We start from the raw sequence: 15700 nt of genomic DNA on the forward strand, positions 1-15700 counted from the left end.
GTAAATAATATGTTTTATTGGTGGGCAATTGCCTGGGAAATAATGGTGAAATCGAGGTAATGATAATGGAAACTGAACAAATGATAATTTATTTAACCCGCCTAGAGACTGTTTTAGATGATTTAGGGAAGCTATTGTTCAAAGCGCATTTGAAGGTGCCACTTACCTTGGATCGCGAGCAATCACAAGAACTGTTGCGACAAAATAATCGTTTTGAATTTAGGTACCAACAGCTGCGAAATCAAAAAAAAGTTATTGAAGCAATTGCTGAAGTTGACGAGTGGCGATATTTATTTACGCCAGAAAATCGGTCAGTTGAACGAATTGAATCAGCAAAGCCAAGCAGCATTGGTTGCGGCACCAGAGTACAATCGGCAGCGCAAAATTAATCGCCTGCGTCAGTTAATCCTGAACTTACAAGGTGAAAAGATCGAAACCAGTATCGTCTTATGTGACCAAGTACTGGCTTATTTATACGAAACCGAAAAAACTGCGTTTATTGCGCACTACCGGCCAAATGTTGCGCCAGTGGCGGTGCCTTTTTTAAGCCGGGATTTCAAGATGGCGATGATGATGCTCAACTATATGGATATTATGTTCACGCCGGTTGAGTTACAGCGCCATATTCGCTTACTTGTTTATCGCTACACCCAAGAATCTGTGGATAATGTGTTGATATACGATGCGCGAACTATTTTACCGAATGCCGAGAAAACAGGATTCTCAGCCGTTGCGTATTATTTCACCTTCAAACAACAAAGTATGACCTTTATTTCGTATAAAGGAACAGAGGGGACGATGGATGATCCGCGAATCAAATCGTTTCGTCAGCGTTTGGATAATTATGTCCGCGAGAGTTATCAGGACTGGAAATATAATATCGACGCGATGTTGATTGGTCACACCGATAACGACGAGCAACTACAGCTAGCACGGCGTTTCACCCGTTACGTGGTTCGACATGTTAAAAAGATTGAAGCGACAACACGGATTTATGGCCTCGGCCATTCACTGGGCGGTCATTTTGTCCAAACCTTGCAGTTATTAGATCAACCGTTTAATGCGGGTTACACCTTGAATGCGGCACCGGTCCAATTGAAGCAAATTAAGCATTATCGACCGGATTTATGTGATGACGCGACTTGGCAGGTATTGTTTGAATTAACTAAGCAAAATACGCAAGATAAGAAAATTGAGCAACTCCTGCAGGTTAAAACGGGCTTACACTATGCCGAAATTAATAATGAATGGTTTATCAAGGATTTAACGCGGATTTATTTTGGCTTTCCGTATACGTTCTATATTGGAACGGCCAATTATTTGAACGCCCGTAACTGGACCTATCCGTTTGTGGCGGATATTCGAGAGTATCTCAAAGATGATGAGATGCAGGCTTATAGTCAATTCTGGGGCAATCTAATTCATTACCTCAAACGAGTTGAGAACAGGAATGGCACGATTATTTTGGCGAGTTTGGTGACTTACGGACTCCAAGCGCTACGGGAAGTTTACGGTGCCATTAAAACACCAGAAGCCAAGCGCCTTTTTAGCGCTTATGCGCGTTATTTATCCGATGCCAAAATTTTCAAAGATACGCCAGTCGCGGTTCAGGAGAACTTCCAACGAGAATTATCGCGACCACAAACGGCTTTACGTGTGCTGCAAGGTGAGTGGCCATTTTTAAGTAGTGTGAATAACGAAATGGTTGAAACGGTGATTTATTTTCATACCATTGAAGGTGCCCGTTATTTTAAATCTGTATAAGGTTAGTGACCTATTAAGGGGTTAAAATAAATGGTATTATAAGGATGAAACTATATTACTCGGGGGGAACAACATGTTTTGCCAATATTGTGGGACTAAAAATGAAGCAGATTCACGATTCTGTATTAATTGTGGCAAGCCACTAGAAGACGCTACAGAACAACCAGCAACGCAACAACCTAAGGAAGATACGGTGACACCTAACAACTCAGCTAGTACGCCCCATGAACCGGTGGTTAGTCGTCAGGCAGTTAAACAACAATCAAAATCTAAAAAGTGGGTACCAATCCTCATTGGGGGCCTAGTTGTGTTAGCAATTGCTGTGGGGGCAGGCTTTTATTTACAAAAGCCGGCAGCAAATACTAAAATGGCAACAAGTGCTTCTTCAAAACAACAAAGCACACAAGCAAGTGACAGTGAAAGTATCAGTGATTCAGAAGTATCATCAAGTAGTTCGGAATCCGTTGCAAATCCGTTATGGACCGAGTCTAAGAAGGATAGTCTGCAGAGCTTTATGGCTGACTGGGGCACTGAAATGGATCAGGACTACCAAGAATATAGCGACCATCATAATGTCTCGCTGTATGGTGTTGATTTACCTGGCGACTTATTATCTGGTGCCATTCAAACCGAAGTTGGTGGGAGCCCAGTAACTGTTAAATGGTCTGAAGATGGTGTTTCGGCCAAGGCAGATTATAAAGTTGTCGCAGCTTACTCGGATGCCAACAGTGGTGGTGAAGAAGATCATTTTTATCTATTTACCATTCATGATGGCCGACCAGTGGTCTTGATTGCACAAGAAGGTCAAGGGAGCACATCAAGTTCGATTGCGTTTAAGGAAACAGAGAATACAACATTGAGAAATGGATTCAGCGACATAATCGGAAACTGAAAGTGAGGATGACAGATGGAACCGCGTAGAGAAAAGTTTAGTAGGCAAAAGAATCAACGCTTGGGTCGGAACATATTAGTAGTTGTGATCGGCATTATTGTGATTATTGCGGCTGGTATTGGTATCGCGGTCGCTAAAAATCGTCAAGATCAAGCTGCTCAAAGTCGCGCTAAACAACAATCATTGGTTGCTCGCAAAAAGGCCCAGTCAAAAGCCAAAAAGGCCGCCGCTAACCGGTCACAAAAGGCGGTTAAACAAACAGCCAAAGCGACTGAAAAACCTAAGAAGCAACCAACTGAAAAAGCGTTGACCTTTGATACACAAAATCTAACTGCTAATGCGCAAAAGGTCGGTTATGGGATCTACTATTACAACAGTAAGCGCTCAGTCGGTAGTAATCAGGACCAACCTTTTATTTCAGCTAGTGTGATTAAGTTATTCATCATGGATTATCTCTATGACCAGATTAAACAAGGTAAGATTTCTGGCGGTCACTATATTGATAACCATTCAGTCGATGAATGGATCCAATTGATGATTCAACAGAGTGATAATAACGCGACCAACTTGTTAATTGATTTTGCGGGAATGACCGAAATCAATCAGTATATCCAACAACAAGGTTATACACAGACTAAGTTAGAACGGAAAATGTTAGATGATGCAGCCCGTAATCAAGGGTTGGATAACTATACGTCCGTGAAAGACGTCTTACAATTCTTGAACCAACTCTATCAAAATCGGGATCAGGCACCTTACAGTAAGATGTTGACGATTATGAAGGGCCAACAAACGCGGACTAAAATCCCAAGTCAATTGCCAGCTAATACGGTCGTTGCTAACAAGACCGGCGAGTTAGCCGATGTTGAAAATGATGTGGGGATCGTCTTTAAAGATAATGATCCATTTGCGATTGTTGTCTTAACAAATCAAGTCCAAAATCCGGCAGCTGAACGCCAAGCAATTGGGGCGTTAAGTTTAGCAGCCTTTCAAAAATAAGTATGATTAAGAGAACGTTGTGATAAATATCATTTTATCGCGAACGTTCTTTTTTGTTTGAAAATGGGCATTAGCGGGCATAGTCATGATAGTCGTTTTAGGGTATAATAATATCGGTTATAAACTATTGAAGGTTATTGCACAATAGCTAGGGTGCATCTAGATCAGGGGATTGATAGCCACTAAGCGTTATTTCGGGGGGAGTAATGCCTTAGTGACTGTTCAATTAGATGAACCAGTATGAAGCAAGAGTATCGGAGACGATTAATTATTGTAATTATGAGTGGGCACTCGTAATTAGACAGGTATCAATATCAAAATGAGACTAGGGTCGTTATCCTAGTCTTTTTTTGATGTTGCCAAATGGGAACGATGCTGATACGCTAATGAAAGCAAATCGTGTGAAATGAAGGGGATATATTGTGGATATTTATTTAAAACAGGCTATATTACAAGTGGTTGATCGCGAATTAGGCGCACCAATTTATTCCCAACAACCGCTGGATTTAACCAACGGCAATACGCGGGATTATTTAACCAATAAAATTAAAAAATTATCGTCAGCGCAGAGTAAAACAGGCGTGATTCGTCAGGGTTCTGAGGTTGCTAACCAACTATTGAATATCGCCTCAGATTTTACAGGTGTCAGTCAACAACTTGTGGATAAGTGGTATCAAGCTTACCAAAAGAGTGATGACGCGCCCAGTGCCGATGTTTTTATCGCCCTTTATGAACAGGATACGCAGGCTTATGTCGCTTTTTTGAAGGTTAATTATCATGAAGCTTATACCCACTATGTGAATGCTGAAGAGGGACCGCTAACCAATCAGTTAATTATTCACCAATCAATTTTATCTAATAAGACGCAAAAAGCAGACGAAGGGTTTGCCATCAATCTGCAGACCTTAGGGTTTGAACTAATTGAAAAACAATATACCTTCTCTGGAGATAAACGGCCATACCTGTCAACTGAAGTCATTGAGAGTGAACCGCAACCATCCTTGGAAGAAAATGTGCGGGTTGTGAAGAAAGCCGCCGAAAAAATTGGTGCGAAATTTGAAGTCGCTAAGCATGATATTGTCGCCAATGTGAAAGAGGCAATTTACGAAACGATTGAGGCAAAGGGTGAAATCAATACGCAGGATGTTGCGGCCAAGGTCTTCAAGGATAATGTCTCAGCACAAACGGAATTTAAAGCAGCGATGGTTGAAAAGGCGCCAGCGGATGCGCCCATTTCACCTGCCGTGCGTGAAATTGCCGAGAAGAAATACGGTAAACAAAAATTAAAATTATCAAATGGAATTGAATTAATCGTTCCAATTGACGTCTATCAAAATCCGGACCTATTTGAATTTATCAATCATCCGGATGGAACAATGTCAGTTGAAATCAAGAATGTCGACGAAGTGATTAGTCGATTATAGAACATGTATAAAAAGGGACTGTACAAAAGTAAATTTGCACAGTCCCTTTTTGGCGCTTATCGTTTTAGTTTAAGTCTGATAATCTTATCGCATTCCGTAATAATCAGGATTAAGAAACCAGCGCCAATTGATACCGCCCATTCTAATAGTGTTAGTGGTTCTGTATAGAATAGTTTTTGCATAAACGGTACGTAAGTCAAAATCAATTGGAGAACAATCATGCCAGCGATAATCCCGAAGGCTTTTGGATTTGAGAAGAAAGCTTTTGAAAAGGCTAATTTTGTTGTTCGGATGTTGAAGAGGTAGAAGATTTTGCTGATGACGATGATATTGACCATCATCGTACTTGCAGTCACTTGATCAACACCTCGGCCGAGTAACCAGTCATAGGCCCACAAGGCAATCAACGCCATTAAGACCGACACATAGGCCATCTGGAAGATGTCGTGTTTGTTCATTAAGGTTTGACCTGTTTTGCGTGGGGCCCGCGCCATAATGCCATCTTCAGCAGGTTCGAAGATGAAGGCAAATTGAATCGTAATTGCCGAAACCATGTTAATCCAGAGTAACTGAGCAGCTTGGAGCGGCATTGATTGTTGCATTAAAATCGTGAAGGCGATAATTAAACCTTCAGCAAATGACGTTGGTAATAAGAAGAGAATACTCTTTTTGATATTATCGTAAATACGCCGTCCTTCTTGAATTGCGACGGACATGGTGGCAAAGTTATCGTTGGTTAAAATCATATCCGCAGAATCCTTAGCAACATCGGTCCCTTTAATCCCCATTGCAACCCCAATATCAGCACGTTTTAAAGCAGGCGCGTCATTGACACCGTCACCGGTCATTGCCGTCACTTTGTGTTGTTTTTGGAGCGCTTCGACGATTTCGAGTTTGTTGCTAGGAGTGGTTCGAGCGAAAACCTGATGTTCAACCGCGGCAATTTCTTTATCCTCAGGGGATAATTGATCCCATTCAGGGCCGGTAATGGTTTTGATGACTGGGGCCAAACCTAACTTTTCACCAATTGCTTTGGCGGTCAAGGGATGATCACCCGTAATCATTTTGACATCGACACCGGCCGCATTCATTTCAGCCAGTGCTTGAATCACTTCGTCACGAGGCGGATCGATAATGCCGGCTAAGCCGAGCAAGGTAATCCCTTTGTTAAGACCTTCATGCGTAATCGTCGTTGTTGATGCTGGTACGTCGAGGTAACCGACAGCCACGACCCGTTTACCTTGTTCGGAGAGTCGTTGAACGTGTTGATTCCAAGTATCTAGTGGGAAGGCAGCGTCTTTTTGTTGCGCCATCGGGAATAATTTATCTGGTGAGCCCTTAATGTAGAGGCGGCGTTGACCAGTTGTTGTTTGAACTAATTTGGCGATATAGCGGTAATCAGAATCAAACGGCAACATGTCAATTTCGGTATTTTGCGGTACTTGATCAATCGAGAAACCTTTGTGGTAGACCGTTAAAAAGGCACCATCGGTTGGTTCACCGTTAATTGCCCAACCCTCATCTGATTTGAAAAGGGTGGTGTCATTGGCTTCAAAACCGGCTTCTAAGAATAGGGCGAGAGTGTCATCGATAACAGCTGGTTGATCAGCTTGTTGAATTTGCCCCTCAGGTGCATAACCGTTACCAGAAACATGGTAGATTTGATCGGCGGTAATGATATCTTTAACCGTCATTTCATTTTTCGTTAAAGTCCCAGTTTTATCAGTTGCAATCACATCAACGGAACCTAATGTTTCAACAGCGGGTAAGGTTTTAACGATCGCGTGTTTATTTTTGGCCATGTCACTAACACCCATAGCTAAAATAACAGAGGTTGTTGCAGGGAGTCCTTCCGGAATTGAACCAACAACCATCGTGACGATAGCGATGGCAAGTACCGGTAATGAGTAGAGGCCGCTGATGAAACCTAAGATGAATAACAAGATGGCAGCGGCAATAATCACGTAAGAAACACCGGCCCCTAACTTATTAATCTCGCGGGTCAGCGGTGTGGGGCGACTTTGTGTATGCGTAACTGCTTTTGAAATTTGACCAATTTCAGTTTGTTCAGCGGTCGCGACAACCACGCCCAAGCCACTCCCGTTTGTAACGGAGGTTGAGGCAAACGCCATGTTAATTTGGTCCGCTAATGGGACAGTTGTTGGTGTGAGCGCTGCTGCTTGTTTATCGACCGAATCAGCCTCACCGGTCAGTGCTGATTCTTCGAGGCGCAAGTTATCGGTATCGACAATTCTTAAATCGGCAGGGATGCTATCGCCGGCTTCTAAGAAGACGACATCACCAACCACTAAATCTTCGGTGGGAATATCGATTCGTTGGCCATCGCGATAAACGGTTGCTTCGGTCGCCAATAAATCCTTAATGCGTTCAAGTGCATCTGAGGCGTTGGCTTCTTGGTAGTAACCGATAATCGCATTGATGATGACCACTAAACCAATAATGATGGCATCAGAATAGTGACCCATCAGAGTTGTGAGTAGCGCAGCTGCAATTAAGATGTAGATAATCAGGTTATTAAATTGGCGAATGAAGAGTTGCCATTTAGGTGTTTTTTTACTTTCTAGTTTGTTAGGGCCGTTTGTGGCTAAACGTTTTTGTGCCTCGACTTGGGAAAGGCCTTGTTCAAAATCATTTCCCGGGTAATCTTTCTGTAAATCCTCAATCGATTGATTGTAAGGGTTAATCTGGGTTGTCATTGTTGATCTCCTTTATATTGAAATTCATAATAGTTAAAATTAACGCCATTATTCCTTTCGCCAATAAAGATTGCTTTTTAAGCAATAACACGCCGCAGCGTCGGGGTTATCTTTCAAAAACGTTCACCTCCTGAATAGTCTCTATATTTAAATTATCAAGAAACTGATGCTGTGTCAATCTAATAAAAATTATTAGCAATAGCTAAGCAATACTTTTGTAATTGTGCATTCGATATGGTAGCATAATTGTATAAGTGAAAAAATTCGGTTGAAGCATTGCGCATTCAAGATTTCCTTCTTTAGGGTGGTAGAAGGGAATTTTAGTGCGCTTTTTTATGGAGGAAATTAGAAAATGTCAACATTAGCAATTATCTTAATCAGTACTTTATTAGCCGGTCATCTCAGTAAACGAATCGGTATGCCGGCGGTGATTGGCCAGCTGCTCGTCGGGATTATTCTGGGTCCGGCATTGTTAGGTGTATTACATGAGAATAGCTTTATTCATACCTTTTCAGAGATTGGTGTCGTCTTATTGATGTTTACAGCCGGTCTCGAGAGTAACTTAACGCTTTTGAAGAAGTACTTCAAACCCAGTGTAGTTGTCGCAATTTTGGGTGTGATTGTGCCTGTGGGATCAATTTACGCGATGAGTTTAGCGTTTGGCATCAATCAATTGGAGAGTCTATTTATTGGTGTTATTTTCGCTGCGACTTCAGTATCGATTTCGGTCGAAGTTTTGCGAGAATTAAAAGTCCTTGAGAGTCGCGAAGGTACGATTATTTTAGGGGCTGCAGTCGTTGATGATTTATTGGCGGTAATCATTCTAAGCGTCTTAACAAGTCTCTTCGGTGCGCAATTAGCCACCGCTGCGCCTAATCAGATGGGACTTGGGCTAACCTTTGCCTTACAAATTGCCTTTTTCGTAGTGGTTTACTTCAGTGTTAAGTGGTTAGTGCCGGGTGTGATGCGCTTGAGTCAGCGGTTATTGGTGCCTTATGCAAATGCGATTATGTCGTTAGTGATTTGTTTTGTTTTTGTTTGGCTAGCAGAAGCCGTTGATTTGAGTACAGTTGTAGGCGCCTTTTTTGCAGGAATTGCGATTTCGCAAACACCATATCAATCTGAAATTAGCCGTCATATTGAACCACTGGGCTATACAGTCTTCATTCCTGTCTTTTTCGTTAGCATTGGGTTATCGATGACGTTTGCCGATTTAAATCGGCATTTAGTCTTCATTATTGTACTAACCGTTTTAGCCGTGTTGGCAAAATTATTAGGCAGTGGCTGGGGTGCCAAAATGATGGGTGTCCCACAAGCGGGTGCCTACACAATTGGGGCAGCGATGATTTCGCGGGGAGAGATGGCGTTGATTATTGCGCAAATCGGTTATACAGCGAAGTTATTGAGTGAAATGTATTATTCAGCGATTATCTTCGTCATTATTTTGACAACGATTCTAGCACCGTTTATTTTGAAGTCAGCTATCAAGAAACAATTGGCAGCAACTAAATAATGCTGCTAAGCGCATAAGAAAAGATTGTGAAAAAAATCATAATGCGCTATAATTAGTTATGGAAACGATTTCAAAAACTGGTTAAAGAGGTGCCATTATGGAAGCAGCGGTCGCAAACAAAGAACATACAGTTGATATTATTGATTAAGAAGTTACGTCCAATTAAAGCCAATGAAGCGCTCGTTAAGATGGAATACTGCGGTGTTTGTCACACCGACTTGCATGTTAAAAATGGTGATTTTGGCGAAGTACCTGGCCGTGTCTTAGGGCATGAGGGTGTTGGAATTGTTAGTGAAATTGGCTCAGCGGTAACGTCGTTAAAAGTCGGCGATCGGGTCAGTGTTGCTTGGTTCTTCCAAGGCTGTGGGCATTGTGATTATTGTGTGAATGGTCAAGAAACATTCTGTCGCCAAGCGCAAAATGCAGGCTATACGGTTGATGGTGGGATGGCTGAAGAATGTATCGTCACCGCTGATTACGCAGTGAAAGTCCCTGAAGATTTGGATCCAATTGCGGCCAGCAGTATTACTTGTGCTGGTGTCACAACTTACAAAGCAATTAAGGTTTCAGACATCAAACCAGGTCAATGGTTGGTTATTTTTGGGATGGGGGGCTTAGGCAACTTAGCGCTTCAATATGCCAAGAATGTCTTCAATGCTAAAGTGATTGCAGTGGATATTAATGATGACAAGTTAGCAATTGCTAAGGAATTAGGTACTGATGTTATCATTAATGGCAAGCAAGAAGATGTGGTAGCCCGGGTTAAAGAAGTAACTGGCGATGGCGCCCACGCAACTGTGATTACGGCTGTTTCTAAGGTCGCTTTCAACCAAGCTGTAGATGCTGTGCGTGCAACGGGCAAAGTGGTGGCTGTTGGATTGCCTGTTGAAACGATGGATCTTTCAATTCCAAGATTAGTATTAGATGGGATTGAAGTCATCGGCTCACTTGTTGGGACACGGGCTGATTTAGCGGAAGCTTTTGAGTTTGCTGCAGAAGGCGCAGTGACACCAATTGTTCAAACCAGACCCTTGGCAGATATCAATGATATTATGACTGAAATGGCTGAAGGTAAGATTTCAGGCCGAATGGTGATTGATTTTACAAAATAAACTTAAAAATAAAATGAGGCGTTGGGCTAAAGGCAACTTTTAGCCCAATGCTTTTTTTGTTGACAAATTTTAAAAATAGCCGTACACTTACGTAGTGATAAAAACATGTAATTAATTACATGATAACGCGGAGGTAATTTTAATGACAAAACAATTTAAAGAATTAGAAGACTTTTTAGGCACACACTTTATTTACACGTATGATAATGGTTGGAAGTACGAATGGTATACTAAAAACGACCATACCGTTGACTACCGTATCCATGGTGGGATGGTTGCAGGGCGTTGGGTTCGCGATCAAGAAGCCAATATTGTTAAACTAACGGACGGTGTCTTCAAGATTACTTGGACTGAACCAACTGGGACAGATGTTGCTTTGGACTTCATGCCTAACGAAAACAAGTTACACGGTACAATCTTCTTCCCTAAATGGGTTGAAGAACATCCAGAAATTACGGTCACTTATCAAAACGACCATATCGCATTGATGGAAGAATCACGTGAAAAATACGAAACATATCCTAAGTTATTGGTACCTGAATTCGCTACAATTACTTACATGGGTGATGCTGGTCAAAACAATGAAGATGTTATTAGCCAAGCACCATATGAAGGGATGATTGAAGATATTCAAGAAGGTCGTTACTTCGATGAAAATTACAAGAAGATTAATCGTTAAGCTAATTTAGTTTCCTAACAAAACTAATCATTAGCATAAGATGATATTTGATAAAAGGAAGCGGTTACGGTATAATGTAATTGTAGTCAAATAAGCTAACGAGGTGGATGATAGATGACGATTAATGTAGGTGACTTGGTACGATGCCAAGCCAATGAAATGATGACGGAACCTTATTTAGGGAAGGTCTTGGAGAAGTGCGAAGAGACTGTGCACGTCTTAATTTTGAATTATATGCCGAATGATCGTTTCATCGTCCATGAATTAATGCAACAAATTATCGTGAATTCACAGCAAATATGCCGAATTTCGTTAACGAGAGTTGCCGGTTAGCTATCAACCTAAACGATTTTCCTCCTATTAGTAATGCCCAGATGTGTTCTTAGACATCTGGGCATTTTTCGTGTTAAAGTGAGTTTTGGAAAACGCTTCATAAAAAAAGACCGCTAAATTGGCGTTTTTTTTAAACTTGGATAGGGACAAGTCAATTCGGATGTGATAGAATAATGAAGGATTATTTGAGCAGTGGGGACGACCAAAGTTAGGGCATCCTAAAATCAAAGTCATTGAATCCTAATAGTTGAATAACTCAATCGAAGAGAAAGAGGTACTTATATGGATAAGAAACAGCGAGAAGATTCACAAAAGCATGAGAAATTTATTCATTATGCTGATGGTAGTAGTCTAGAAGAAATTAACAACACCGTTGCGATCCCTAAGAACGCTGGTTTCTGGAAAACCTTGATGGCTTTCATGGGACCCGGTGCGTTAGTTGCGGTTGGTTACATGGATCCAGGTAACTGGATTACATCAATTGCCGGTGGGGCACAATTTGCTTACACCTTGATCAGTGTTATTTTAGTATCGAACTTAATTGCCATGCTATTACAAGCAATGGCGGCACGTTTAGGAATTGTTACCGGGATGGATTTAGCGCAGATGACGCGTGCCAAAACCGGTAAAAAGATGGGGATTTTCCTGTGGATTGTCACAGAATTAGCCATTATGGCGACTGATATTGCAGAAATTATTGGTTCCGCCATTGCGTTAGAATTAATCTTTAATATTCCATTATTATGGGGTGTCTTAATCACCGCATTCGATGTCTTGCTCCTATTATTATTGATGAAACTTGGCTTCCGGAAAATTGAAGCGATTGTAGCAACCTTAGTGGCTGTTATCTTATTCGTCTTCTTATACGAAGTAATCTTGGCACAACCTAACATGGGTGATGTTGTGCGTGGATTTGTACCAAGCCCAAGAATTATGACTGACAAGAAGATGTTGTTCTTGGCATTAGGGATTGTTGGTGCAACTGTTATGCCACATAACTTGTACTTACATTCTTCAATTGCGCAAGCACGTCAATACGATCGTGATGATGTTGCTGAAAAACGTAAAGCAATCAAGTTTACAGTAATCGATTCAAACATCCAATTAACAATCGCTTTTGTCGTTAACTGTTTACTATTAATCCTTGGTGCAGCAATGTTCTATGGTACTAACAGTGATTTAGGTCGTTTTGTTGATTTATTTAACGCTTTACAAAACAAAGAAATTGTTGGGAGTATTGCTAGCCCAATGTTGAGTTTACTTTTTGCTGTTGCCTTATTGGCATCAGGTCAAAACTCAACGATTACAGGGACGCTTTCAGGACAAATTGTCATGGAAGGTTTCGTCCGTATGAAGATTCCATTGTGGGCACGTCGGGTCATTACACGTGGGTTATCAATCTTACCAGTTATCATCTTCACGGTTTATTACCATGGGAATGAAGCCCAAGTTGAAAACCTTTTGATTTACTCACAAGTCTTCTTGAGTATCGCATTGCCAGTTTCAATGATTCCATTGACATTGTTTACTAGTGATGAAAAAATCATGGGACCATTCGTTAACCGCCCTTGGGTGAAATATACGGCTTGGTTCGTAACAATTGTCTTAACATTATTGAATATCTATTTAATCTTACAAACAGTGGGCCTAGCAGCCTAATGAAATAAGCGATTAGCTTGGCCGATATCAGAGGCAGCTAATCGCTTTTTTGATTGCTGTTCAGTAGGTGTGCTAGACTAGAAAGAAGTTATTATTCTGGAGGGATGATATTTTGTTTGAAGTAACAACAGTCCATATTATGATTCGGTTGACCCTAGCGACCGTAATCGCTGGGATTATTGGCTCCGATCGGGAGTATAAAAATCGTCCGGCTGGGATTCGGACGCATATTTTGGTCTGCTTGGGGGCCTGTGTCATTGCGATGATTCAACAAGAAATTGCTGCTCAAAATGTGCAATTTGCGCTACACCATTTAGCGATTGCCACCACGATTCGTTCTGATCAGGCGCGTTTGATTGCGCAAGTGGTCAGTGGAATTGGGTTCTTAGGGGCCGGGACGATTGTCGTAACCCGCCATAAGATTCAAGGGCTAACAACGGCAGCCTCGTTATGGGCGACAGCTGGTATTGGCTTAGCAATTGGGATGGGCTATTACCAAATTGCCGTTATTAGTGCCGTTTTCGTCATTTTTGTGATTGTCTTTTTAAAGAAAATTATTCATATCAATACGTTGAAGAAAATTGAAATTAAATACAAACACAAACTAGAGACCAAGGAATTTATCCAAACTTATTTTGAAGAACACCATATTCAGATTCGGGATGTGAACTTCTCAGTGACCCAAAATGAACGGGACACAATATACACCAACGTTTATCGAATCGAAATTCCACGAGAGATGCAATATTCAGAAATTGTGGAAGACATCTCGATGAATAAGAATATTATGACGATTAGAATGGTCAGCATTTAACTGAAAGTATTGAAAAAGAGATTGGGATAAATTCATTTTTGTCCCAATCTTTTTTGTTTTTAAATAGTGGTTAAGGGCGTTGCTGTATAAAAATAATGAATATATGAATAAAAACGATTACTTAGCATTCTTTATTCATATAAGATTGACATTATACTGGTAGAATTGTATATTTATTCTAACTTAGACCAACAAAAAGGACTTGTGTATATTATGGAGAAATCAAAGAAGATTAATGTCAATGGCTTAATCTTGATGATCTTTGGATCAATTTTTGGCTTTGCGAATACCACCATTGCCTTTTATTTAATGGGCTATGCCAGTATTATCTGGTATATCCTAGCAGCTATCTTTTTCTTTTTACCAACCTCATTGATGTTTGCCGAATACGGTTCATCATTGAAAGAAGCGCGTGGGGGCCTTTATTCATGGCTTGAAGCGTCAATTGGTAAGAAGGCAGCCTTTATCGGAACGTTCATCTGGTTAGCCTCATGGATTGTTTGGATGGTATCGACCGCTGCGAAAGTGTGGATTCCATTTTCAACTTTCTTACAAGGATCAGACCAAACAACAACTTGGCATTTTATCGGGTTAAACGGGACTCAAGTCGTCGGTGTTTTAGGCGTGCTTTGGATTTTAGCGTTAACCTTCCTATCAAGCCGTGGGATTGATAAGATTCAGAAGTTTGCTTCTTTCAGTGGGATGGCTGTGGCCTTTTTATTCGCAGCTTTCTTAGTAATCAGTCTTGCAATCTGGTTCAAGACAGGCTTTAAGCTTGCCGAACCAATTCACGGTGTGACAACTTTCGTTAAGAGTCCAATGGCTTCTTATCAATCACCAATAGGGATGTTGTCATTCGTTGTCTTTTCAATCTTCGCTTATGCGGGGATGGAAACAATGGGTGGCGTGACGGATAGTATGGATCATCCAGAAAAGACTTTCCCTAAGGGGTTAATGATTGCGACAGCCTTCATTACCTTAATCTACGCCATTGCAATCTTCATGTGGGGCATTTCAACGAACTGGCACCAAGTTTTAGGTGGCGATAAAGCCAACATGGGGAATATCACGTACGTCTTGATGCAAAACTTAGGTTATCAATTTGGACATGCGTTTGGTATGTCAACGACAGCCGCTGTTGGTATCGGTACGTTATTTGCTCGAATCACCGGATTAATCATGTTTATCAGTTACCTTGGGGCATTTGCCGTCCTCATTTATTCACCATTAAAATCATTCGTACTGGGAACACCCAAAGCATTATGGCCAAAAGGCTTTGCTGAAGTCAATAAACACGGGATGCCTGAAAAGGCAATGTGGGCACAAGCTGTTTTGGTTTGTTTATTAATTGCTGTTATCTCATTTGGTGGTAAAGCTGCCAGCGAATTCTACAACGTATTAACCTTGATGTCGAACGTTTCAACATCATTACCTTATCTCTTCTTAGTGACTGCCTTCCCTTACTTTAAGGCGCGCAAAGATTTAGAGCGCCCTTACGAGTTCTTCAAGACTAAAGCATCAGTGCAAGCTGTGACAATTGTTGTCGATTTAGTCTTAGTCTTCGGGATTGCCTTCACGATTGTGCAACCGATGCTAGAAGGTAGCTATATGGATGCTTTCTGGATGGTCATCGGGCCAATCGTCTTTGCAATTATGGCGATCGCACTCTATCACCGTTATCAAAAGAAGGTCGCTTAACAGGTTAGCCAAAACAGGTCCTCCCAAAGGGGCCTGTTTTTTTGATTGCCACTTAAATTCAGAGAGAAAATAATTGCATTTCTCATTACATTTTAA

At 41.2% G+C, this 15700-nt stretch carries 12 protein-coding genes and 1 pseudogene; 12 read left to right on the forward strand and 1 reads right to left on the reverse strand.

Annotated elements, in window-relative coordinates:
- Positions 1-65 precede the first annotated feature (65 nt).
- The 5 genes from LEUCM_RS09860 (at position 66) to LEUCM_RS03745 (ending at position 5079) form a co-directional block, all read left to right on the forward strand.
- Positions 66-389: a hypothetical protein gene (locus tag LEUCM_RS09860; RefSeq protein ID WP_147002570.1), complete on the forward strand. Its 324-nt coding sequence runs from the start codon at positions 66-68 to the stop codon at positions 387-389.
- Positions 316-1764 (forward strand): DUF6792 domain-containing protein, encoded by a 1449-nt coding sequence (locus tag LEUCM_RS03730; protein WP_147002571.1) that lies wholly within the window; start codon positions 316-318, stop codon positions 1762-1764. Before LEUCM_RS09860 ends, LEUCM_RS03730 begins: the two co-directional genes overlap by 74 nt.
- Positions 1765-1837: 73 nt before the next feature.
- On the forward strand, positions 1838-2656 hold the full coding sequence (locus tag LEUCM_RS03735) for a DUF4767 domain-containing protein (RefSeq protein ID WP_011375397.1): 819 nt from the start codon (positions 1838-1840) through the stop codon (positions 2654-2656).
- A 15-nt stretch (positions 2657-2671) separates the two neighbouring features.
- Positions 2672-3655, forward strand: a complete 984-nt coding sequence (locus LEUCM_RS03740) for a serine hydrolase (protein WP_052039251.1) — start codon at positions 2672-2674, stop codon at positions 3653-3655.
- 422 nt (positions 3656-4077) lie between these two features.
- The gene (locus LEUCM_RS03745) at positions 4078-5079 is read left to right on the forward strand and encodes a nucleoid-associated protein (RefSeq protein ID WP_011375395.1); all 1002 of its coding nucleotides are present in this window, start codon (positions 4078-4080) and stop codon (positions 5077-5079) included.
- Positions 5080-5135: 56 nt separating this feature from the next.
- Here the strand turns inward: LEUCM_RS03745 and LEUCM_RS03750 are convergent, their stop codons facing one another.
- Positions 5136-7796 carry an HAD-IC family P-type ATPase gene (locus tag LEUCM_RS03750; RefSeq protein ID WP_011375394.1) on the reverse strand — a complete coding sequence of 887 codons (2661 nt, stop codon included), beginning with the start codon at positions 7794-7796 and terminating at the stop codon, positions 5136-5138.
- Positions 7797-8148: 352 nt separating this feature from the next.
- Between LEUCM_RS03750 and LEUCM_RS03755 the strand changes: the two genes are divergently transcribed.
- The 7 genes and pseudogenes from LEUCM_RS03755 (at position 8149) to yjeM (ending at position 15604) form a co-directional block, all read left to right on the forward strand.
- Entirely contained in the window at positions 8149-9309 is a 1161-nt protein-coding gene (locus tag LEUCM_RS03755) for a cation:proton antiporter (RefSeq protein ID WP_011375393.1), read from the forward strand.
- A 97-nt stretch (positions 9310-9406) separates the two neighbouring features.
- Positions 9407-10421: pseudogene (gene adhP / locus LEUCM_RS03760) on the forward strand (alcohol dehydrogenase AdhP).
- A 142-nt stretch (positions 10422-10563) separates the two neighbouring features.
- Entirely contained in the window at positions 10564-11100 is a 537-nt protein-coding gene (locus LEUCM_RS03765; RefSeq protein WP_056936451.1) for a phenolic acid decarboxylase, read from the forward strand.
- Between the two features lie 114 nt (positions 11101-11214).
- Positions 11215-11433 carry a hypothetical protein gene (locus LEUCM_RS03770; protein WP_011375390.1) on the forward strand — a complete coding sequence of 73 codons (219 nt, stop codon included), beginning with the start codon at positions 11215-11217 and terminating at the stop codon, positions 11431-11433.
- 282 nt (positions 11434-11715) lie between these two features.
- Positions 11716-13092 carry an Nramp family divalent metal transporter gene (locus tag LEUCM_RS03775; protein WP_011375389.1) on the forward strand — a complete coding sequence of 459 codons (1377 nt, stop codon included), beginning with the start codon at positions 11716-11718 and terminating at the stop codon, positions 13090-13092.
- A gap of 139 nt (positions 13093-13231) precedes the next feature.
- Positions 13232-13906 (forward strand): MgtC/SapB family protein, encoded by a 675-nt coding sequence (locus LEUCM_RS03780; protein WP_035145195.1) that lies wholly within the window; start codon positions 13232-13234, stop codon positions 13904-13906.
- 213 nt (positions 13907-14119) lie between these two features.
- Complete coding sequence (gene yjeM, locus LEUCM_RS03785) at positions 14120-15604, forward strand: glutamate/gamma-aminobutyrate family transporter YjeM (RefSeq protein ID WP_011375387.1); 1485 nt, start codon at positions 14120-14122, stop codon at positions 15602-15604.
- Positions 15605-15700 lie beyond the last annotated feature (96 nt).

Origin of the sequence: Latilactobacillus sakei subsp. sakei DSM 20017 = JCM 1157, assembly GCF_002370355.1 — a bacterium.
GTDB classification, from domain to species: Bacteria; Bacillota; Bacilli; order Lactobacillales; family Lactobacillaceae; genus Latilactobacillus; species Latilactobacillus sakei.

What these genes read in the sequence shown, in the direction of transcription:
- LEUCM_RS09860 (WP_147002570.1), top strand. Translation starts at nt 66, where the DNA reads ATGGAAACTGAACAAATGATAATTTATTTAACCCGCCTAGAGACTGTT.
- LEUCM_RS03735 (WP_011375397.1), top strand. Translation starts at nt 1,838, where the DNA reads ATGTTTTGCCAATATTGTGGGACTAAAAATGAAGCAGATTCACGATTC.
- LEUCM_RS03740 (WP_052039251.1), top strand. Translation starts at nt 2,672, where the DNA reads ATGGAACCGCGTAGAGAAAAGTTTAGTAGGCAAAAGAATCAACGCTTG.
- LEUCM_RS03750 (WP_011375394.1), bottom strand. Translation starts at nt 7,796, where the DNA reads ATGACAACCCAGATTAACCCTTACAATCAATCGATTGAGGATTTACAG.
- LEUCM_RS03755 (WP_011375393.1), top strand. Translation starts at nt 8,149, where the DNA reads ATGTCAACATTAGCAATTATCTTAATCAGTACTTTATTAGCCGGTCAT.
- LEUCM_RS03765 (WP_056936451.1), top strand. Translation starts at nt 10,564, where the DNA reads ATGACAAAACAATTTAAAGAATTAGAAGACTTTTTAGGCACACACTTT.
- LEUCM_RS03770 (WP_011375390.1), top strand. Translation starts at nt 11,215, where the DNA reads ATGACGATTAATGTAGGTGACTTGGTACGATGCCAAGCCAATGAAATG.
- LEUCM_RS03775 (WP_011375389.1), top strand. Translation starts at nt 11,716, where the DNA reads ATGGATAAGAAACAGCGAGAAGATTCACAAAAGCATGAGAAATTTATT.
- LEUCM_RS03780 (WP_035145195.1), top strand. Translation starts at nt 13,232, where the DNA reads ATGATTCGGTTGACCCTAGCGACCGTAATCGCTGGGATTATTGGCTCC.
- yjeM (WP_011375387.1), top strand. Translation starts at nt 14,120, where the DNA reads ATGGAGAAATCAAAGAAGATTAATGTCAATGGCTTAATCTTGATGATC.